16 protein-coding genes are annotated in these 20,375 nt (G+C 71.8%); 6 read left to right on the top strand and 10 right to left on the bottom strand.

Annotation, left to right across the window (positions count from 1 at the left end; genetic code table 11):
• Positions 1 to 97 precede the first annotated feature (97 nt).
• Together ACO0M4_RS25605 and ACO0M4_RS25600 are read right to left on the bottom strand one after the other, a co-directional pair.
• Positions 98 to 889, bottom strand: coding sequence for an SDR family NAD(P)-dependent oxidoreductase (locus ACO0M4_RS25605; protein ID WP_430373255.1), 792 nt, complete (start codon positions 887 to 889; stop codon positions 98 to 100).
• 130 nt (positions 890 to 1,019) lie between these two features.
• Complete coding sequence (locus ACO0M4_RS25600; RefSeq protein WP_430373254.1) at positions 1,020 to 1,913, bottom strand: helix-turn-helix transcriptional regulator; 894 nt, start codon at positions 1,911 to 1,913, stop codon at positions 1,020 to 1,022.
• 315 nt (positions 1,914 to 2,228) lie between these two features.
• Between ACO0M4_RS25600 and ACO0M4_RS25595 the strand changes: the two genes are divergently transcribed.
• Positions 2,229 to 2,795, top strand: a complete 567-nt coding sequence (locus ACO0M4_RS25595) for a GNAT family N-acetyltransferase (protein WP_430373253.1) — start codon at positions 2,229 to 2,231, stop codon at positions 2,793 to 2,795.
• A gap of 544 nt (positions 2,796 to 3,339) precedes the next feature.
• Here ACO0M4_RS25595 and ppdK read toward each other — a convergent pair.
• The 3 genes from ppdK to ACO0M4_RS25580 form a co-directional block, all read right to left on the bottom strand.
• The gene (gene ppdK, locus ACO0M4_RS25590) at positions 3,340 to 6,033 is read right to left on the bottom strand and encodes a pyruvate, phosphate dikinase (RefSeq protein WP_430373252.1); all 2,694 of its coding nucleotides are present in this window, start codon (positions 6,031 to 6,033) and stop codon (positions 3,340 to 3,342) included.
• A 734-nt stretch (positions 6,034 to 6,767) separates the two neighbouring features.
• Positions 6,768 to 6,899 carry a hypothetical protein gene (locus ACO0M4_RS25585; protein WP_430373251.1) on the bottom strand — a complete coding sequence of 44 codons (132 nt, stop codon included), beginning with the start codon at positions 6,897 to 6,899 and terminating at the stop codon, positions 6,768 to 6,770.
• Positions 6,900 to 6,988: 89 nt separating this feature from the next.
• The gene (locus ACO0M4_RS25580) at positions 6,989 to 8,548 is read right to left on the bottom strand and encodes an MFS transporter (RefSeq protein WP_430373250.1); all 1,560 of its coding nucleotides are present in this window, start codon (positions 8,546 to 8,548) and stop codon (positions 6,989 to 6,991) included.
• Positions 8,549 to 8,649: 101 nt separating this feature from the next.
• Between ACO0M4_RS25580 and ACO0M4_RS25575 the strand changes: the two genes are divergently transcribed.
• Positions 8,650 to 9,618, top strand: a complete 969-nt coding sequence (locus ACO0M4_RS25575; protein ID WP_430373249.1) for a helix-turn-helix transcriptional regulator — start codon at positions 8,650 to 8,652, stop codon at positions 9,616 to 9,618.
• A gap of 111 nt (positions 9,619 to 9,729) precedes the next feature.
• Here the strand turns inward: ACO0M4_RS25575 and dusB are convergent, their stop codons facing one another.
• Positions 9,730 to 10,926: a tRNA dihydrouridine synthase DusB gene (gene dusB, locus ACO0M4_RS25570; RefSeq protein WP_430373248.1), complete on the bottom strand. Its 1,197-nt coding sequence runs from the start codon at positions 10,924 to 10,926 to the stop codon at positions 9,730 to 9,732.
• 74 nt (positions 10,927 to 11,000) lie between these two features.
• On the opposite strand from dusB, the gene ACO0M4_RS25565 reads away from it, so the two are divergent.
• Entirely contained in the window at positions 11,001 to 12,458 is a 1,458-nt protein-coding gene (locus tag ACO0M4_RS25565; RefSeq protein WP_430373247.1) for an MFS transporter, read from the top strand.
• Positions 12,459 to 12,489: 31 nt separating this feature from the next.
• Here ACO0M4_RS25565 and ACO0M4_RS25560 read toward each other — a convergent pair whose 3' ends face one another.
• The gene (locus ACO0M4_RS25560; RefSeq protein WP_430373246.1) at positions 12,490 to 13,503 is read right to left on the bottom strand and encodes a helix-turn-helix transcriptional regulator; all 1,014 of its coding nucleotides are present in this window, start codon (positions 13,501 to 13,503) and stop codon (positions 12,490 to 12,492) included.
• Between the two features lie 101 nt (positions 13,504 to 13,604).
• Here ACO0M4_RS25560 and ACO0M4_RS25555 point away from each other — a divergent pair, with 101 nt between their 5' ends.
• The 3 genes from ACO0M4_RS25555 (at position 13,605) to ACO0M4_RS25545 (ending at position 17,564) form a co-directional block, all read left to right on the top strand.
• Entirely contained in the window at positions 13,605 to 15,071 is a 1,467-nt protein-coding gene (locus ACO0M4_RS25555) for an MFS transporter (protein ID WP_430373245.1), read from the top strand.
• 166 nt (positions 15,072 to 15,237) lie between these two features.
• Positions 15,238 to 16,242, top strand: a complete 1,005-nt coding sequence (locus ACO0M4_RS25550) for an aldo/keto reductase (RefSeq protein WP_430373244.1) — start codon at positions 15,238 to 15,240, stop codon at positions 16,240 to 16,242.
• Positions 16,243 to 16,982: 740 nt separating this feature from the next.
• Positions 16,983 to 17,564 carry a TetR family transcriptional regulator gene (locus ACO0M4_RS25545; protein WP_430373243.1) on the top strand — a complete coding sequence of 194 codons (582 nt, stop codon included), beginning with the start codon at positions 16,983 to 16,985 and terminating at the stop codon, positions 17,562 to 17,564.
• 274 nt (positions 17,565 to 17,838) lie between these two features.
• On the opposite strand, the gene ACO0M4_RS25540 is transcribed toward ACO0M4_RS25545, so the two are convergent.
• From ACO0M4_RS25540 to ACO0M4_RS25530, 3 genes are all read right to left on the bottom strand, one after another.
• The gene (locus ACO0M4_RS25540) at positions 17,839 to 18,192 is read right to left on the bottom strand and encodes a TNT domain-containing protein (RefSeq protein ID WP_430373242.1); all 354 of its coding nucleotides are present in this window, start codon (positions 18,190 to 18,192) and stop codon (positions 17,839 to 17,841) included.
• Positions 18,189 to 18,632, bottom strand: a complete 444-nt coding sequence (locus tag ACO0M4_RS25535; RefSeq protein WP_430373241.1) for an Imm63 family immunity protein — start codon at positions 18,630 to 18,632, stop codon at positions 18,189 to 18,191. The genes ACO0M4_RS25540 and ACO0M4_RS25535 overlap by 4 nt, the downstream gene beginning before the upstream one ends.
• 353 nt (positions 18,633 to 18,985) lie before the next feature.
• The gene (locus tag ACO0M4_RS25530) at positions 18,986 to 20,368 is read right to left on the bottom strand and encodes a glycine--tRNA ligase (RefSeq protein ID WP_430373240.1); all 1,383 of its coding nucleotides are present in this window, start codon (positions 20,366 to 20,368) and stop codon (positions 18,986 to 18,988) included.
• Positions 20,369 to 20,375 lie beyond the last annotated feature (7 nt).

Here is a 20,375-nt window from a genome sequence, read left to right as displayed (position 1 = left end):
GCCCGACCGCGCCGCCTCCCGACGGAGCCGCCACCCCGCCCAACACGCCGCTCCCCCACCCGCTCCCTCTGACGCCCCTGAGGCCCCTCACGCCCCGTCACTTCCACTCCCCCGACGGCTGCCCGACCCCGGCCCCCGCCACGACTGCGGCCACCAACCCACCATCGACGATCACATCCTGTCCCGTGATGTAGGACGCGTCGTCGGAGGCGAGGAAGGCCACCGTCGCGGCGACCTCGTCGGGGTGCCCCAGGCAGCCCAGCGGCACCTGCGCGGCGTCCCGGGCCTCGGCGTCCGGCCCGGGGTTGGCGGCGCGGTACATCTCGGTGTCGATGTAGCCGGGGCTGACGGAGTTGACGCGGATGCCGGCCGGGGCGAGTTCCGCGGCGAAGGTACGGGCCAGGTTGTGCACCGCCGCCTTGCTCGCGGCGTAGGCCGCGGCGACCGGCAGTCCGCGGTGCACGGTCCACGAGGCGTTGAGGACGAACGCGCCCCCCTCGGCCATCAGCGACAGCGCCTTCTGAACCGTGCGGTAGACCCCTTTCACATTGACGTCCAGCATCCGGTCGAGGTCGGCCGGGCTCAGCTGCCCGCTCGGCCCGAAGACGCCGACGCCGGCGTTGGCGAAGACGACGTTCAGGCCGCCGCGCCAGGTCTCGATCCGCCGCATGAGCCGGTCCAGATCGGCGGGTTCGGCGACATCGGCGGGGACCACGAGCACACGGCCACCGCCCGCATCGAGGGCGCGGGCCGCCGCGTCCAGCCGCTCCGGCCGGCGGCCGGTGAGGACGACGTAGGCGCCCTCCTCCAGTAGGCGGCGGGCGGTGGCCAGGCCGATGCCGGTGGCCCCGCCGGTGATCAGGACGGTCTTGTTGGTGAATCGCTGCATACGGACGATCGTCTGCCGGCCCGCCGGCCGGCGGGAGTGCCGGACAAACCTGGGTCTGCCACCACCACTTTCGACGACACGGCCCCCAGGGCGCCTCCGCCGCCGACCCCCGTTACGGCCGCACGCCGACCTACACGGTGACCGGCCGGAAGGTCTCCATCAACCGGCCCAGCCGGTCCCCCGTGTCACTGCCCGGCGCGGGCGTGTAGAGCATCAACCGGTGTCCGGGCAGATCCGGCAACGGCAACGTGGTGTACTCGAAGACCAACTCGCCCGCCGTGTCGTGCCGCAACGCCTTCAACCCCTGTGCTGCGCTGCCTACTTGGTGCTCCGCCCACAGTTCGGCGAAGGCCGGGCTGGCGGCGCACATATCGACGGCGAGCCGACCGAACCACGGGTCGTCCGGGTAGCGGGCGGCGTCCGCCCGGAACTGCCCGACGATGGCACGCGCCGCGTCCTGCCAGTGGCACGGCGACACCGCCACCGAGCCCCTGGTGAAGAAGCTGACCAGACAGTTGTGGTCACCGGCGTCGTACCCGAACACCGCGCGGGCCGCATCGTTGACGGCGACGAAGTTCCAGTGCCGGTCGATGAGATACGCGGGGCGCGGCAGCCAGCCGTCCACCACCCGCCGCAAGGCGTCCGGCACACCCCCCGGCCCGACGTCCGGCCCGGCGTCCGGCCCGGCGTCCGATCCGGCGTCCGCCGGCGGCGGGTTGAGCCCGGCGAGCAAGTACAGGTGCGCACGCTCGGCCGGCGCCAGCCGCAACACCCGCGCAACGGCGTCCAACACCTCACCCGAAACATTGATCTCACGCCCCTGCTCCAGCCACGTGTACCAGGACACGCCGACCCCGGCGAGCACCGCGACCTCCTCCCGCCGCAGCCCACTGGTGCGCCGCCCGCCGCCGGCCGGCATCCCCACCTCGGCGGGCGTGACCCGGGCCCGCCGGGACCGTAGGAACGCACGGATCTCAGCACGGCGCCGCTGCCGCGCCTCAGCAGGAAGTCGCGAAATGTCCACCCACCCATGCTAGGCACGACCTCCCACACCCCCGCCCGGAATTTCCGCGGCCGGCGCCTCCGCACGGAGGCCGCCCTCGTGGCATGCCGGAGTGAGCTGGTGAGTCCCCCGAAACCGGCGGGTGCTCTCCTCAAGGCGCGGGAAGCCGAGGCGGCACGCGCCGGGATCGTCACCGCACTTGAGACGTGCGGGGGGATCTCCCGCCGCGATCGCTGGGCACAATCCGGACGTTCCGGTGCGTCGTCGCCGGAACCGACACGGCGACCGCCCGCGCGTACGGCGACCGCCCCCGCGCGACCGTCTGAGGGGCACCACATGACCCGACCCGTAACCATCACCGTCGCACGCCTGGACGGCCCGGCCGCCGAGCAGGCCGAAGCCGACTTCACCCTCGTCTACGCCGACGCGTTCGCCGAGCCGCCCCACTGCGAGACCGCGGACGACGTCGCAGCCGCCTTCCGGCGCTTCCGCTCCCGGACACCGAACCGCACGTTCCGGGCCGCCCTGGCCCGCACGACGGACGGCACACCGGTCGGCATGGCGTACGGCTGGCCCCTGGGACCGCAGACCGACTGGTGGGACCGGCTCACCCAGCCCGTGCCGGACGCCATGCGGCGCGAGGACGGCCACCGCACCTTCGGCCTGTTGGAACTGGCCGTACGCCTGCCGTGGCGCGGGCACGGCATCGCGCGCCGCCTGCACCAGACGCTCCTCGACGGCATCGACGCCGAGCGGGTGCTGCTCAACGTCCATCCGGCGAGCGAGGCGGCACAGGCGGCCTACCGCTCGTGGGGCTACCGCAAGATCGGTGAGGCTCGCCCCGGGGTCGGTGCCGCACTCCACGACGTGCTGGTCCTCGACCTGAGACGCACGGCCGCGTAGGGCGACCGGTTCCGTTCAGACGGAGCCCTGCCCGGGGACCGGACGGGGTATCGGGGCAACACTTCAGTCAGCCGCCCAGCGGCGCGGTGACGCGTGGCCCGCCAGGTGACAGGATCGCGTTCAAGCCTGATCGCCTCCGCCGGGGTGCTCACCGCCTGCGAGGGCTCGTCGATCGAGTAGCCGCCAGGAGGCGGGCGTCGACCAGACGGGGCAGTGTGCTGTCGGTGTGGCCTCTTTCGCCCCAGTACCAAGTCCGGCTCTACCAGGCTTGGTACCGGCACGTCACTCTCTCCATCGCCGCCTTGGCATAGTTGGCCGCCGTTCGCGCCGCCCACTATCTGCGCTGCTTGCGCTGCCGCAGACGCAGCCAGGCACGGGCCCGCCTGCGTAGGCCGGCACTGCGCCTGGCAACGCTCCGAGGGCGGCACCTCCGCACAGGTGCCGCCCTCGTTGGGGTGCCGGAGTGGGTGGCGGGCGTTGAGGGTCGCAGGGTGCGCCCGCCGCCGGTTCCGGGGGTGTGGGGGGGGGCCGGTGCCCCGGGAGGTCAGCGGCTGTCGCTGCCCTGGGATCCGGCCGCCGCCCGGCCCGCTTCCAGTCGTGCGACCGGGATGCGGAACGGGGAGCAGGAGACGTAGTCCAGGCCGACCTCGTGGAAGAAGTGGACCGATTCCGGGTCGCCGCCGTGCTCGCCGCAGACGCCGAGCTTGAGGTCGGGGCGGGTGGCCCGGCCGGCCTCCGCGGCGCTGCGGACGAGGGAGCCCACGCCGTCCTTGTCGATGGTCTCGAACGGGCTGACGCCGAAGATGCCCTTCTCCAGGTACGCGGTGAAGAAGCTGGCCTCCACGTCGTCGCGGGAGAAGCCCCAGACGGTCTGGGTGAGGTCGTTGGTGCCGAAGGAGAAGAAGTCGGCGGACTCGGCGATCTGACCGGCCGTGAGGGCGGCGCGGGGCAGCTCGATCATGGTGCCGAGGGTGAGCTTGAGGTTGACGCCGCGGGCCTGCTCGACCTCGGCGATGACCTGCTCGGCCTCCTCGCGGACGATCTCCAGCTCCTGGACGGTGCCGACCAGCGGGATCATGATCTCCGCCCGGGGGTCGCCCTTGGCGTTCTTGCGCTCGGCGGCGGCCTCGGCGATGGCCCGTACCTGCATGGCGAACAGGCCGGGGATGACCAGGCCGAGGCGGACGCCGCGCAGACCCAGCATCGGGTTCTGCTCGTGCAGCTTGTGTACGGCCTGGAGGAGCCGGAGGTCGTTCTCGTGCTTCTCGTGGCGGGCCTCGGCGAGCGCGACGCGCACCGACAGGTCGGTGATGTCGGGCAGGAACTCGTGCAGCGGCGGGTCGAGGAGGCGGACGGTCACCGGCAGGCCGTCCATCGCCTCGAACAGCTCGATGAAGTCGGCCTTCTGGAGCGGCAGCAACTCGGCGAGGGCGGCGTCCTTGTCGGCGTCGGTGTCGGCCAGGATCAGCCGCTCGACCATCTCGCGGCGCTCACCGAGGAACATGTGCTCGGTGCGGCACAGGCCGATGCCCTGGGCGCCGAACCGGCGGGCGCGGGCGGCGTCCTCGGCGTTGTCGGCGTTGGCGCGGACCCGCAGGCGACGGACCCGGTCGGCGTAGGCCATGACCCGGTGCACGGCCTGCACGAGCTCGTCGGCGTCGTCGGCGCCGGCGTGCATCCGGCCCTCGAAGTACTCGACGACCGGGGACGGTACGACCGGGACCTCGCCGGCGTAGACCTTGCCGGTGGAGCCGTCGATGGAGACGACGTCGCCCTCCTCGATGACGGTGCCGTCCTTGGTGGTCAACTTGCGGGTCTTGGTGTCGACCTCCAGCTCCTCGGCACCGCAGACACAGGTCTTGCCCATGCCGCGGGCGACGACGGCGGCGTGCGAGGTCTTGCCGCCGCGGGAGGTGAGGATGCCCTCCGCGGCGATCATGCCGTTGAGGTCGTCGGGGTTGGTCTCGCGGCGGATCAGGATGACCTTCTCGCCGGAGCGCGACCACTTGACGGCCGTGTAGGAGTCGAAGACGGCCTTGCCGACCGCCGCGCCCGGGGAGGCGGCGATGCCGCGGCCGATCAGCTCGGACTTCGCGTCCAGGTCGAAGCGGGGGAACATCAGCTGCGCGAGCTGCCCGCCGGTGACCCGCTGGAGGGCCTCGGCCTCGTCGATCAGGCCCTGGTCGACGAGCTGGGTGGCGATGCGGAAGGCGGCGCCGGCGGTGCGCTTGCCGACCCGGGTCTGGAGCATCCACAGCTTGCCGCGCTCGATGGTGAACTCGATGTCGCACAGGTCCTTGTAGTGCGTTTCGAGCGTCTCCATGATCTGCATCAGCTCGTCGTACGACTTCTTGTCGATCGACTCCAGGTCCGCGAGCGGGACCGTGTTGCGGATGCCGGCGACGACGTCCTCGCCCTGCGCGTTCTGCAGGTAGTCGCCGTAGACGCCCTGGTGGCCGCTGGCCGGGTCGCGGGTGAAGGCGACGCCGGTGCCGGAGTCGGGGCCGAGGTTGCCGAAGACCATGGAGCAGACGTTGACCGCGGTGCCCAGGTCGCCGGGGATGCGCTCCTGGCGGCGGTAGAGCTTGGCGCGGTCGGTGTTCCAGGAGTCGAAGACCGCGCGGACGGCGAGGTCCATCTGCTCGCGGGGGTCCTGGGGGAATTCCCGGCCGGTCTCCTTGGTGACGATCTGCTTGAACCGGTCGACCAGCGCCCGGAGGTCGGCGGCGTCCAGGTCGACGTCGACGGTGACGCCCTTGGTGTGCTTGGCGTCCTCCAGGGCCTCCTCGAAGAGTTCGCCGTCGACGCCCAGCACGGTCTTGCCGAACATCTGGATCAGGCGACGGTAGGAGTCCCAGGCGAACCGCTCGTCGCCGGCCTGCGCGGCGAGGCCGGAAACCGACGCATCGGAGAGGCCGATGTTGAGGACGGTGTCCATCATGCCGGGCATGGAGAACTTCGCCCCGGAACGCACCGAAACCAGCAGGGGGTCGTCGGCCTGACCGAGCTGCTTGCCCATCTTCCGCTCAAGGGCGGCGAGGTGCTCGGAGACCTCGGCACGGAGTGCCGCGGGCTCGTTGCCGCTCTCCAGGTAGACCTTGCAGGCTTCAGTGGTGATCGTGAAGCCGGGCGGGACGGGAAGCCCCAGGTTGGTCATCTCCGCGAGGTTGGCGCCCTTGCCACCGAGGAGGTCTTTGAGGTCCTTGTTGCCCTCGGTGAAGTCGTAGACGAACTTCACGGAAGAAGACTGGCTTACGTGGGGATCTTGTGTTTCCGGCACGGGTCTGACTCCTCGCCGACGGGCTGCCCTGACGGCGAGGAACATACCCAGATCGAAGGCGTATGGGTACGTCCACTTGGTCGACATACGTGCGTAACCCGGCGTCCGCCAGCAGATCCAATGTGATCAAGCATTTCGACCATCGTTTACTACCTGAATGCATCACTGCGATACGCAGTCGCATGGGCGCGCATTACTACGGACAGCCATGTTTCACTTGATGGGTTGAACGGATGGCGAGTGGCACCGGGTGCCACCTTTGCGAGAGGTGGAGCCCACCCCCTAGTGCTCATCTGAGCGCAACCCCTATCAGGGGTGGCGAGAATCACGCGCTCATGTGTGACGCCGGTCCATCATTTGGACCCGTCGCCGCGATGTGATCAAGGGCCGCGTCGACCGCAACGCGGGCCCGTTCTCGTACGGCGGACAGCTCGGCACGCAATCCGGCCACCCGCCGCCCCGAGGCGGCACCGGCCTGCACCGGGAGCTCCGGATCGCCCCCGGCTAAGGGGGCCCGCAGCACCTGCGGCGTTAGCTCCGGGAGGACGTACCGGGAGCGCGTACCGGGAGGGCGTACCGGGAGGGCGTACCGGGAGCGTCGCCCCGTGCGGTGAGGGGCGCGTGTCGAGCGTCGATCGGCGGCGGACCGACCACGGCACGCCGGGCGCCCGTATCAGGCCATAGTTCGCCGCCTACGGGAACACCGCCTCAGCGTCCGGAGTCGTATACCGAGCGGCCGGGGCGACCAGCGGGTCGTCGAGCCGCCGACACCGCCCGGCCAGCCGCCCGCCGACGCGGCCGGTGGTGTACGGGGGGGCGGACACGAGGACCAGGGTGCGCAGCGCCGTCACCGTCCCCCATGGTGCGGGCGTTGCGGCGTTGCGGCCCGTCGTGGGCCAGGGCCTTCCGGCGCTCAGCGTCCGCAGGCTGCCGCCGCTGCGGCACCCCGGCCCGGAAGACGCCGGCGCCGCAGCAGCGGCAGCACCGCCAGCGCGGCGAGCAGGCTGCCGACCGCCACCGGCAGCGCGGTCGCGTACAGGGCGTGCGCCGAGGCCGCCGCCCGGCCGCCGGGGCCCGCGGCCCGGGCCAGGAAGACGCTGCCGTAGCCGGCCACGCCGATCACCTGGGCGAGTTGCGGGACGGTGGTGAGCACCCCGCTGGCGTCCGCGGCGTCGGCCGGGGCGATTCCGGACAGTGCCAGGGTCAGCAACGGGCTGGTGGTGAAGCCGAGGGCCAGCCCCCAGACCAGTTGGAGCAGCGGCAGGAGGGGGCCGCCGGTGCCGCCGGCGCGCAGCACCAGGCCCAGGCCGAGGTAGCCGGCCGCGGCCAGGATGCCGGCGGCGACGATCATCGGCAGGTGCCAACGGGCCGGCAGCCGCTGCCAGGTGAGACTGCCGACCGCCACGCCCACGGCCAACGGCGCGAAGGTCAGACCGGCGCGGACCGCGGACTCCCCCAGGCCGGTCTGGAGGTGCTGGGAGAAGGCGAACAGGAAGCCCGCGTAGCCGGCCATGCAGAAGAACAGGGCGGCCGCACCGCACACCAGGTCCGGCGAGCGCAGCACCCGGCCCGGCACCAGCGGTGCGCCGCCGCGCCGGGCCGCCGCCCGCTCGACCAGGACGAACAGCCCGGCCGCCGGCAGCGCCGCGGCCAGGCACAGCCACGTCCACCGCGGCTGGTGCTGCTCGTGCCCCAGCACCAGCGGGACGACCAACAACAGCAGCGCGGCGGTCAGCGTGACCAGCCCGGGCAGGTCCAGCCCCTTGGCCGTACGGGCCGTCTCCCGCGGCAGCAGCCGGGCCGCGGCGGCCAGCAGCGCCACCCCGACCGGCACGTTCAGCAGGAAGACCGGGCGCCAGCCGGTACCGAACAGGTCCGCGCTGACCAGCAGTCCGCCGGCGACCTGCCCGACCACCACGGCCGCCGCGACGGCGGTCGCGTAGAGGCTCAGCGCCCGGGCCCGGGCCGGCCCTTCGAAGGTCAGCTGGATGAGGCTGTAGATCTGCGGCACCATCAAGCCGGCGCCGAGCCCCTGCACCACCCGGGCGCCGATCAGCACCCCCGCCCCCGGCGCCAGCCCGCACGCGGACGAGGCGAGGGTGAAGACGGCCAGGCCCAGCAGGAAGACGGTCCGGAAGCCGTGCCGGGCACCGAGCCGGGCGCCGGTGATCAGCAGCGCCGCGTACGCCGTGGTGTAGCCGGAGACGATCAGTTGGAGCGCGGCTCCGGTGGTGTGCAGATCGCTGCGGATGGCCGGGGTGGCGACATTGACGACGGTGGCGTCCAGCAGCGCCATGAAGACCGCGCCGAGAACGACGACGAGAATTCCGGTACCGCGGTCCGCGCCGGCCCGTTCCCTTTTCCGTCCGCGGCGCAGTGCGCGGCTCCCCTTTTCCCTGCATTGCGCCGGCGTCGGCGGATTCCGCGAAGTATCGGCAATTCCGGTGCGGTGGGCGGGTGTTGTTCCGTTCATAACGGCGATCCTCACGAATCGCGGATTCGGGTACCAGGATGCAGTGATCCTGGTACCCGCGGTATCTGGCACGCGTCGCGGGCGTCGCAGATGATGGTGCGGTGCCTGCGATCACCCCCCGTTCCGCCGTCGCGGCGGCCGCCCGGCGCGACGAACTCGCCGCGTTCCTCCGACTCCGCCGGGAGCGCCTGGCGCCGCAGGACGTGGGGCTGCCCGGCGGTCCGCGGCGCCGTACCCCGGGGCTGCGCCGCGAGGAGGTCGCCGAGCGCGCGGGCGTCGGAGTGGCCTGGTACACCTGGCTCGAACAGGGCCGGCCGATCAACCCCAGCGTGCAGGTGCTGGACGCGATCGCCCGGGCACTGCTGCTCGACCCGGCGGAGCGCGCGCACCTGCACCGGCTCGCGGCCGTCCCCGGCGCCACCGGTGCCGCGCCCGCGCCCGCGGACCCGCCGCCCGGCGAGGGGACGCTCCAGGCGATCCTCGACGCGCTGAGCCCCCTGCCGGCGGGCCTGGTCGGCGCCCGCTACGACGTCCTCGCGTTCAACGACGCCTATGCCGCGCTCGATCCGCGGGTGGCGCTGTTGCCACCGGCGGAACGGAATGTGCTGTGGCGGCTGTTCACCGCGGACGAGGAATCCCAGCCCTTGGTGAATTGGGAGCACGAGCTGGCCGTCATGGTCGGGCATTTGCGGAACGAATTCGGCCGCCGGCTCCAGGATCCGCAGTGGCGGGCGTATATCCGGCGGCTTTCCGCGGCGTCCCCGCGGTTCGCGGAAATGTGGGCGCGCCATGACGTCGGCGCACCGGCCGCGCACCGCAAGACGTTCCGGACCGCCGACGGCCGCCGGGTGACGATCGTCGCGACCGGCTTCACCCGCGCCGAGGCGCCCGACACCAAGATGTGGATCTACACGCCGGCGGACCCGGACGGGGTGCGGGTGATCGGTGAACTGCTGGCGCGCTACCGGGAGGTCGGGGCGGCCGGGCTACTGGCCGACGCGGCGAACCAGTCACGGCCGGGGGCTGACCGCCGGGAGCCTGACCGCAACGGGACTGACCGCCGGGCCTGACAGCCACGGGACCGACCACCCGGGCCTGACCGCCACGAGGCTGACCGTCGGGCCCAACCGCCGCGCACCGGCCCGACCGACCGGCCCGGCCCGCTCACGACGGTCCGCTCGTCAGCCGCCGGAGGTGTCCAGCTCGGCGTCCTCGCCGACGCCGGCGCAGTCGTACGGGTCGCGCAGCCAGCCGTCCGGGAGCACCACGCGGTTGTTGCCGGAGGTCCGGCCGCGCGGGCCGTCGGCGCCGATCGGCCACGGCTGGTCCAGGTCGAGCTCGTGCAGCCCCTCTGCCAGCTCGGCCAGCGACGAGCTGATCGCCAGCCGCTTGCGCATCTCGGAGCCGACCGCGAAGCCCTTGAGGTACCAGGCGACGTGCTTGCGGAAGTCGATCACGCCGCGGGCCTCGTCGCCCAGCCACTCCCCGAGCAGGGTGGCGTGCCGCACCATGACGGCCGCGACCTCGCGCAGGCCAGGTGCCTTGGGAGCGCCCGTGCCCTCGAAGGTGGCGACCAGGTCGCCGAAGAGCCAGGGGCGGCCGAGACAGCCGCGGCCGACCACGACGCCGTCACAGCCGGTCTCCCGCATCATCCGCACCGCGTCGTCCGCGGACCAGATGTCGCCGTTGCCGAGCACCGGGATCTCCGGAACGTGCTCCTTCAGGCGGGCGATGGCGTCCCAGTCGGCGGTGCCGCCGTAGTGCTGGGCGGTGGTGCGGCCGTGCAGGGCGATGGCGGTGACGCCCTCCTCGACGGCGATCCGGCCGGCGTCGAGGTAGGTGAGGTGGTCGTCGTCGATGCCCTTGCGCATCTTCATCGTCACCGGCAGCTCACCGGCGCCGGTGACCGCCTCGCGGAGGATGGCGCGCAGCAGGTGCCGCTTGTACGGGAGGGCGGAGCCGCCGCCCTTGCGGGTGACCTTGGGGACCGGGCAGCCGAAGTTGAGGTCGATGTGGTCGGCCAGGTCCTCTTCGACGATCATGCGGACGGCCTTGCCGACGGTGACCGGGTCGACGCCGTACAGCTGGATCGACCGCGGACGCTCGCCGGCGTCGAAGTGGATCAGCTGCATGGTCTTGTCGTTGCGCTCGACCAGTGCCCGGGTCGTGATCATCTCGCTGACGAAGAGTCCCCTGCTGCTGCGCTCTCCCGGGGACTGCGACCCGAGCGCCTGAGGCTTCGGGCCCCCGGCCCCCCAGCCGTCGCCTTCGGCGAACTCCCGGCACAGCGTCCGGAACGGGGCGTTGGTGATACCGGCCATGGGGGCCAGGACCACGGGGGGCTGCACCGTGTGCGGACCGATCTGCAGCGAACTCATGGTCCCCATTGTCCCGCACCCGGCCGGGGGCCCCGCCCGGGGCCGTCCAGGCCGGATCGTTGTAGCGTTCAACCATGCCTGACCTCAGCCGTCGGCGGCGTCTGCTCGTCCTGGCGATCTGCTGCATGAGCCTGCTGATCGTCAGTCTCGACAACACCGTCCTCAACGTCGCCCTGCCGTCGATGCAGCACGACCTGGGCGCCTCGGTCTCCGGGATGCAGTGGACGATCGACGCCTACACCCTGGTGCTGGCCTCGCTCCTGATGCTCGCCGGCTCGACCGCGGACCGCCTGGGTCGCCGCCGGGTCTTCACGGTCGGCCTGGTGGTCTTCTCGATCGGCTCCCTGCTGTGCAGCCTGGCGCCCGACCTGGGGTGGCTGGTGGTGTTCCGGATGGCGCAGGCGGTCGGCGGCTCGATGCTCAACCCGGTCGCCATGTCGATCATCACCAACACCTTCACCGACCCCCGGGAGCGGGCCCGCGCCATCGGGGTGTGGGGCGGGGTGGTCGGCATCAGCATGGCCGCCGGGCCGGTGATCGGCGGGCTGCTGGTGCAGAGCGTCGGCTGGCGCTCCATCTTCTGGATCAACGTGCCGATCGGCGCCCTGGCGCTCTTCCTCACCTCCCGCTACGTGCCCGAGTCCCGCGCCCCCCGGCCGCGCCGGGTCGATCCGGTGGGCCAACTGCTGGTGATCACGCTGCTCGGCTCGCTGACGTACGCGATCATCGAGGCCCCGGAGGTCGGCTGGACGTCGGCGGAGATCCTGGCGTTCGTGATGGTGGCGCTGATCTCCCTGCTCGGCCTGATCGGCTACGAACGGCGCCGCCTGGAGCCGCTGATCGACCTGCGGTTCTTCCACAGCGCCCCGTTCGGCGGCGCGACGGTGATAGCGGTCTGCGCGTTCGCCGCGCTCGGCGGCTTCCTGTTCGTCAACACCCTCTACCTCCAGAACATCCGCGGCCTGTCCGCCCTGGACGCCGGCCTGTACATGCTGCCGATGGCCGGGATGACGCTGGTCTTCGCGCCGCTCTCCGGCCGGCTGGTCGGCAGCCGCGGGCCACGGCTTCCGCTGCTGCTGGCCGGCTGCGCGATGGCGGCCAGCGGCGTCCTCTTCGCGGCCTTCAACACCGAGTCGGCCCCCGCTCTGCTCTTCACCGGATACGTCCTCTTCGGCATCGGATTCGGCCTGGTCAACGCGCCGATCACCAATACCGCGGTGTCCGGCATGCCACGCACCCAGGCGGGCGTCGCGGCGGCCGTGGCCTCCACCAGCCGGCAGGTCGGGCAGTCACTGGGCGTCGCGGTGATCGGCGCCGTACTGGCGGGCGGTGCGCACGCCGGCGCCACCCGCCCCGAGTTCCTGGCCGCCGCCCACCCGGCCTGGTGGATCATCACCGGCTGCGGCGGCGCCATCCTCCTGCTGGGCGCCCTGACCACCGGCCGCTGGGCCGCGACCACCGCCCGGCGCACCGCCGCCCTCTTCGAGGACGAGACGGCGCACGACCACAGCCGGGCGAGCACCGGCTCGTAACGACACCCCGGACCGGCCCTGCGGGGGCGTCCTACGCGGGCGGCGCCACGGCCCCCGCGGGCACCGCAGCCGCCGCGGGCACCGCAGCCGCCCCGGGCACCGTCGTGCGCGCCAACTCCGCCAACTCCGCCAGCTCCACAAGGCGCTCCCGGGACGCCTCGTCCACCGGCGTGTACGTGAGCACCTTCGAACCGGTGTTGGGCCCCAGCCACAGATTGGTGCTGGTCAGCTGGAGGACGCCGACGACCGGGTGCCGGTAGACCTTGACCGCGCTGGTCGCCCGCTCGACCTCGTGCTGCGCCCATATCTCGCGGAACTCCGGCGACGCCTCCGCCAACCGGGCCACCAGCGCCTTCCACCCCGGCTCCGCGATGTGCTCGGCCATCGAGGCACGGAACTTGGCGGTCATCGTGCGGACCGTGGCCTCCCAGTCGACCAGGATCGCCCGCCACCCGGGGTGGGTGAACGCCAGCCACATGCAGTTGCGGTCCTCGGCGGGCAGCGCGTCCAGGTCGCACATCAGCTGCCCGTAGGCGGTGTTGTGGGCGAGGATGTCGAACCGGCTGTTCTGGACGGCGGCCGGATACGGCGCGAGCCCGTCGATGATCTCCCGCAGCGCCCGGGGGACACCGGTGCACTCCTTGCCCGGCAGCGGATCGACCGCCCCGGCCAGGGCGAACAGGTGGCTACGCTCGGCGCGGTCCAACAGCAGGGCGCGGGCGACGGCATCCAGCACCTGCGGGGAGACGTGGATGTCCCGGCCCTGTTCGAGCCAGGTGTACCAGGTGACGCCGACGGCACCGAGATGCGCGACCTCCTCGCGGCGCAGCCCCGGTGTGCGGCGGCGGGTGCCGCGCGGCAGCCCGACCTGCTCGGGGGTGATCCGCTCGCGCCGGCTGCGCAGGAAGGCGGCCAGCTCCGCCCGCCGGACCGCGTCGTCGGCACGGTGCCCGGCGCCGCCCGCCGGCCCCGTCGTGCTCCTGGTGGGCGTCGCCCCGGCACCCGGCTGGGCCGCCCTGGCGGCCTCGGTCGCATCCACGGTCATGGGTCCAGCCTGCCCCAGTCTGCAGCCAGTTGCCAGGTAGCGCTGATACCAGGATAAGGACACTCTGGTACCCGGCTGAGTGGGGCAGGATCCTCATCTCCGTGAGCGAAACCCCCATAGCTTCCACCGTCCCCATCGCCCCGTCCACCCTCCCGCCGGCAGCCGCCCCGACCCGCCCGGCGGCCGCCCCGCTACTGACCCCGCTGGGCCTGCTGACCATCCTGCTGGGCGCGGCCCTCCCGATGATCGACTTCTTCATCGTCAACGTCGCCCTGCCGACCATCGACCGCGATCTGCACGCCGGCCCCGCGATGCTGGAGATGATCGTGGCCGGCTACGGCGTCGCCTACGCCACGCTGCTGGTGCTCGGCGGCCGGCTCGGCGACATGGCCGGCCGGCGCCGACTGTTCCTGTGGGGACTGGCCACCTTCGGACTGACCTCGCTCGCCTGCGGGCTGGCCCCGGACGCCTGGACCCTGGTGGCCGCCCGGGTCGCCCAGGGCGCGGCGGCCGCACTGCTGCTGCCCCAGGTGCTGGCCACCATCCAGGCCGCCACCACCGGCAAGCGGCGCGCCAAGGCCGTCAGCCTCTACGGCGGCACGGCCGGGGTCTCCAGCGCCGTCGGCCAGGTGCTCGGCGGGCTGCTGGTCTCGGTGAACCTGGCGGGCAGCGGCTGGCGCGCGGTGTTCCTGGTGAACGTCCCGATCGCCGCCGCGGCCTGGCTGCTCGCGGCCCGTACGGTGCCAGAGAGCCGCTCCCCGCACCCCACCCGCGTGGACGGCGCCGGCACCGCCCTGCTCGCCACCGCGCTGATCACCCTGCTGCTGCCGCTGACCGAGGGCCGGGCCGCCGGCTGGCCCCTGTGGTCCTGGCTGCTGCTGGCCGTCTTCCCGTTCGCCACCGCGGCGTTCGTGGCCGTGGAGCGCCGCGCCGAACGCACCGGCCGGACCCCGCTGGTGCCGCCCTCGCTCTTCCGCATCCCCTCCGTCCGCAGCGGCTTGACCATGCTGGTCCCGTTCTCGCTGGGCTTCGGCGGCTTCATGTTCGTGGTGGCGGTCGCCCTCCAGAGCGGACTGCACTACGGGCCGCTGGCCGCGGGCCTCTCCCTGCTCCCGCTCTGCGTCGCCTTCTTCCTCGCCTCGCTGGCCGGCCCCCGACTGGTGCAGCGCTTCGGGCGCAAGGTGGTGATCACCGGCTCGCTGATCCAGGGCGCCGGACTCCTCGCCCTGGCACTGACCGTCCAGGCGGGCTGGCCCGCCATCCCGGTCGCCGCACTCGCCCCGAGCATGGCCGTGCTGGGCATCGGCCAGGGGCTGCTGCTGCCGGTGGTGATGCGGATCGTGCTGAGCGAGCTGCCGGTGGCGCAGGCGGGGGTCGGCGGCGGCGTGATGGTCACCACCCAGCAGTCGGGCCTGGCCCTGGGCGTGGCGACGCTCGGCACGCTCTTCCTCTCGCTGCTGCCCTCCGCCGGGATCCGTGACGCGCTCCTCGCCGCCCTGCTGACCCAGCTGGTGATCGTCCTGGGCACCACCCTGCTCGGCTTCCGCCTGCCCCGCACCATGCGCTGAGCTGCAACGAAGCCACTCCGGACACGTCCCGCCGGCACCCCCCGTTCACCCTCACGAATGACAAATATTGAAATCTGTCAGCCGTCATGCGAAGCTGGATGCACAGCACGACGGGCCCCCGAGCTCGCCGGCCTCCCTCCTCCCCCTCCCCTCCCAGGAGCACGACGTGCAGACCCGCACCCTCGGCACCAGCGGCCCGCAGACCTCCGCCCTCGGCCTCGGCTGCATGGGCATGTCCGCCCTCTACGGCGACGCCGACCGCACCGAATCCCTCGCCACCCTCCACGCCGCCCTCGAAGCCGGCATCACCCTGCTCGACACCGGCGACTTCTACGGCATGGGCCACAACGAACTGCTCATCAACGAAGCCCTCCGCACGGCCCCCGCCGCCTCCCGCGAAAAGGCCCTGACCAGCGTGAAGTTCGGCGCCCTGCGCACCGTCGAGGGCGGCTTCAGCGGCTACGACGGCCGCCCCGCCGCGGTGAAGAACTTCGCCGCGTACTCCCTCCAGCGGCTGGGCACCGACCACATCGACATCTACCGGATCGCCCGCGTCGACCCCGACGTCCCGATCGAGGAGACCATCGGCGCCATCGCCGAGCTGGTCGAGGCCGGCCACGTCCGCCACATCGGCCTCTCCGAGGTGGGCGCGGACACCCTCCGCCGGGCCGCCGCCGTCGCCCCGATCTCCGACCTCCAGATCGAGTACTCCCTCCTCTCCCGCGGCATCGAGGACGCGATCCTGCCCACCGCCCGCGAACTGGGCATCGGCATCACCGCATACGGCGTGCTCTCCCGCGGGCTGATCAGCGGCCACTTCAGCCGCGACCGCAAACTGGCCGCCAACGACTTCCGCGGTATGTCCCCCCGCTTCCAGGGGGAGAACCTCGACCGCAACCTCGACCTGGTCGACGCCCTCCGCAAGATCTCCGACGAGAGGGGCATCACGGTCGCCCAGACCGCCATCGCCTGGGTCCTCTCCCGCGGCGAGGACATCGTCCCCCTCATCGGCGCCCGCCGCCGCGACCGCCTGACCGAGGCCCTCGGCGCCCTCGACGCCCCCCTGACCACCACCGACCTCACCGCCATCGAACAGGCCATCCCCGCCGGCGCCGCCGCCGGCGCCCGCTACCCGGCAGCCCAGATGTCCCACCTGGACAGCGAACGCTGACGGTCCGCTGCGCTTGGCTGGCTTCCCACGTTTTTGGCTGCCGCGCCGTTGCGCCTGACGGCGCGGGGCCTCGTACGTTTTTGGCTTTCTCGCCGTTGCGCCGTTGCGCCTGGCGGCGCGGGGCCTCGTACGTTTTTGGCTTTCTCGCCGTTGCGCCGTTGCGCCTGGCGGCGCGGGGCCTCGTACGTTTTTGGCTTTCTCGCCGTTGCGCCTGCGGCGGGCCGGTCCGCTGCGCGGGGCTGTTGGGTGCGGTGCCGGGGCTGTGGGGTTGGGGTGTGCCGGACTGCTTCGCTTTACGTCCGGCACACCCCAACCCCACAGCCCCGCCCCCTCCCGTGAGTGGGTGGGAAAGAGGGTGGGTGGAGTGCGCGTAGATGGGACCGTGCCGGCCCGTGAGTGGAAGAGGTACGGACTCGAAGAGGCACGAGCTCGAAGAGGCGCGGGCTCACGGAGGCGCGAACTCATAGAGGCGCGAACTCACGGGGGGGGAAAGAAACCCGCACCGGACCGCTCACCCTGGCTCCCACCCACCATTCCTCCCCACCACCACCGCACCCAACAGCCCCGCGCAGCGGACCACAACCCACCGCACGCAAAACGACGCCGCAGGCAAAACGACGCCGCAGGCGAAACAACACGAACCCCCACGGCGGGAAAGCCAAAAACGTGGGAAGCCCAGAAGACGGTACGGTCCCCATACATACGTACCCCCCGTTGCACCGAAAGGTCGGCTCGACCCCATGCCCCCCGAGACGTTGACGCCCGAGCGGATCCTCGAAGCCACCGAGGAGGTGCTGCGCCGGTATGGGCCGGCGAAGGCGACGGTCGTTGATGTCGCACGGGCACTGGGCGTGAGCCACGGCAGTGTCTACCGCCATTTCCGTACGAAGACGGCGCTGCGGGAGGCCGTGACGGCGCGCTGGCTGGACCGTACGAGCCAGGAGTTGGCGGCCATCGTCGAGGACGAGGGGCCGGCCGAGGGCCGGCTGGGCCGCTGGCTCGCCACGCTCTTCGAGGCCAAGCGGCACAAGGCCGGTGACGACCCCGAACTCTTCGCCACGTACATGACGTTGATCGGTGAGAGCGGCGGCGTGGTGGACCGGCACGTCACCGACCTCGAATCGCAGTTGGCGAAGATCATCGAGGCGGGGGTCGCGGAGGGTGCCTTCCACGCCTCCTCACCGGTCACCACCGCCCACGCCGTTTTCGGCGCCACCGGCCGCTTCCACGACCCCTGTTACGCCGCGGAATGGTCCCGTCCGGAGATCACCGCCGACTTCGAGGCCGTCCGCGACCTCGTACTGCGCGGTCTGCGGGGGTAGTCACCGCTGGTTGTCTGTACGCACTTCTTTGGGCTCCACCGCGCCTGGGTTTTCGGGGACCACGGATGTACCAGGTCGTTGTGGCTCCACCCTTTGGGTGCGTACGCGAGCGTCGGGCCTCCGAGCGGTTCAGGACTGTGGTGTCTGATCGGGGAAGGCGCCGGGGGAGACCGCCGATCTCTTGACCGTGATCCATCCGACGACCACCGCATGGGCCACACGCAGGTAAGCCGAGGATGCCAAGCGGCTCCGGTTCACCGGCAGTCGGCCCCGATCACCGCACGGGTTCCTCACGGATGTAGCCCCGGTCGATGAGCCACTGCACCGAGATGCCCTCCGGGAGCATGAACTGCGTTCCGCCCCCGGGCTGCTCGAACCAGGGAGCGACCTTGCCCCCCAGGATGAAGCCGTACTTTTCGGCGTCCTCCTGCGTCCACGGCCGGATCCAGCTGTACACGTGGTACCTGCACCCCACGTAGATGGGAGGCAGGGAACGCTGGGTAAACGGCGTCCCCTTGGGGTGCGCGAACCTCCCCAGCGGACTCCCGAACCGGTCCCACTGTTCCGCTTCCCCCGCCGACTGCGCCTCCTCCTGCTTCTGCTCGCGCCCGCGCCGCCACAGCCTCACGACCGTCCCCCCACCGGATAGGCGTCCACGTCCTCAAGGCGTACCCCCGGACACTGCTGCGGGATCTGCGCCCGGAACCTGTCCGCCCACTCGGGCCGGACCCGCCCCAGCAGCTGGACCTGCTTGGCCAGCCACCCCACCCGGGTGTCGCCGCAGCCGGGCAGCAGACCACGGTGGTCGAGCTCCCAGCGGGAGGCGGCTTCACGGGTGGTGTACAGCGCCGCCCAGTACAGAAACTCGTCCAGGTCCCCGGTTGTGCGGCGCTCCACTACCTTGTTGCGCTCCAGCACCACCCAGTGGACGGCGCCGTCGCGGACCTCGGCATGGGGGTAGCCGGCATCGTGCGGGCCGTCGCCGACGACGTCCGCGCCGTCGAGCCCTTCGATGCCCGACAGCATGCTACGGACGGCAGCGTAGACACCCTCAAGAGTTGTCGTCATGCAGACGATTATTCCATCCGGTGTGGGCGCTCTCGGTGTGACCCCCACCCTCCGGCCTCCCGGTCAGCGCAACCACCCGATCGAAGTGGGGCCAAAGCAACGTGGCACAGGGGCACGAACCACCTGCCCACACGCCCCTACAGCCCGCCAATGGAGCCAGAACACCTTGGAACCTTGGTCCCAAAAGAAGTGCGTACAGACAGCTGGTGGTCACCGCACGGAACGTACGGGCGGGCAGCACAACGCCGGCCGGCCCCCGAGGAGTCGGGGGCCGGCCGGCGTTCGCGTGGGCGCCGCGCGCGGCGGGTCGGCCTGCGGCCCGACCGTTGCCGGCCGGACCGCGGGCCGCGCGGTCAGCAGCCGAGGAGGCGGCTGCCCAGGTAGGACTGGATCTGGTCCAGGCTGACGCGCTCCTGCTTCATGGTGTCGCGCTCGCGCACCGTGACCGCGTTGTCGTCGAGGGTGTCGAAGTCGACGGTGACGCAGAACGGGGTGCCGATCTCGTCCTGGCGGCGGTAGCGGCGGCCGATGGCGCCCGCGTCGTCGAACTCGATGTTCCAGAACTTGCGGAGGTCCGCGGCGAGCCCCTTGGCCTTCGGGGAGAGCTGCGGGTTGCGGGAGAGCGGGAGGACCGCGACCTTCACCGGCGACAGGCGCGGGTCGAGGCGCAGCACCGTGCGCTTCTCCAGCTTGCCCTTGGCGTTCGGCGCCTCGTCCTCGGTGTAGGCGTCGAGGAGGAAGGCGAGCATCGCGCGGCCGACACCGGCCGCCGGCTCGATGACGAACGGGGTGTAGCGCTCGCCGGCCTCCTGGTCGAAGTAGGAGAGGTCCTGGCCGGACGCCTTGGCGTGCGAGGAGAGGTCGTAGTCGGTGCGGTTGGCGACGCCCTCCAGCTCGCCCCACTCCGAGCCGCCGAACTGGAAGCGGTACTCGATGTCAGCGGTGCGCTTGGAGTAGTGGGAGAGCTTCTCGGCGGGGTGCTCGTACCAGCGGATGTTCTCCTCGCGCAGGCCCAGGTCGCGGTACCAGTTCCAGCGCTGCTCCATCCAGTATTCCTGCCACTGCTCGTCCTCGCCCGGCTTGACGAAGAACTCCATCTCCATCTGCTCGAACTCGCGGGTCCGGAAGATGAAGTTGCCCGGGGTGATCTCGTTCCGGAAGGACTTGCCCATCTGGGCGATGCCGAACGGGGGCTTCTTGCGGGAGGTCTGCTGGACCTGCGCGAAGTTGGTGAAGATGCCCTGGGCGGTCTCGGGGCGCAGGTAGGCGACGGACGCGGTGTCCTGCGACGGGCCGAGGTGGGTGGAGAGCAGGCCGGAGAACTGCTTGGGCTCGGTGAAGCCGCCCTTGTTGCCGCAGTGCGGGCAGTTGATGTCGGCGAGGCCGTTCTCGGGGAGCTTGCCGTGCTTGGCCTCGTACGCCTCCTCCAGGTGGTCGGCGCGGAAGCGCTTGTGGCAGGAGGTGCACTCGGTGAGCGGGTCGGTGAAGGTGGCGACGTGACCGGACGCCTGCCACACCTCGGGGGCCAGGATCACCGACGAGTCGATGCCGACGACGTCCTCGCGGGAGGTGACCATGGCGCGCCACCACTGGCGCTTGATGTTCTCCTTGAGCTCGACGCCGAGGGGACCGTAGTCCCAGGCAGCGCGGGAGCCGCCGTAGATCTCACTGCAGGGGTAGACGAAGCCACGGCGCTTGCTCAGGCTGACGATGGTATCGATCTTGTCGGCGGCCACGGTGCTC

The sequence above is a fragment of the Streptomyces sp. RGM 3693 genome (genome assembly GCF_050471125.1).
Classification (GTDB): Bacteria; Actinomycetota; Actinomycetes; order Streptomycetales; family Streptomycetaceae; genus Streptomyces.
Note: the sequence above shows the minus strand (reverse complement) of the source record. Positions and strands in the feature narration are given on the sequence as shown.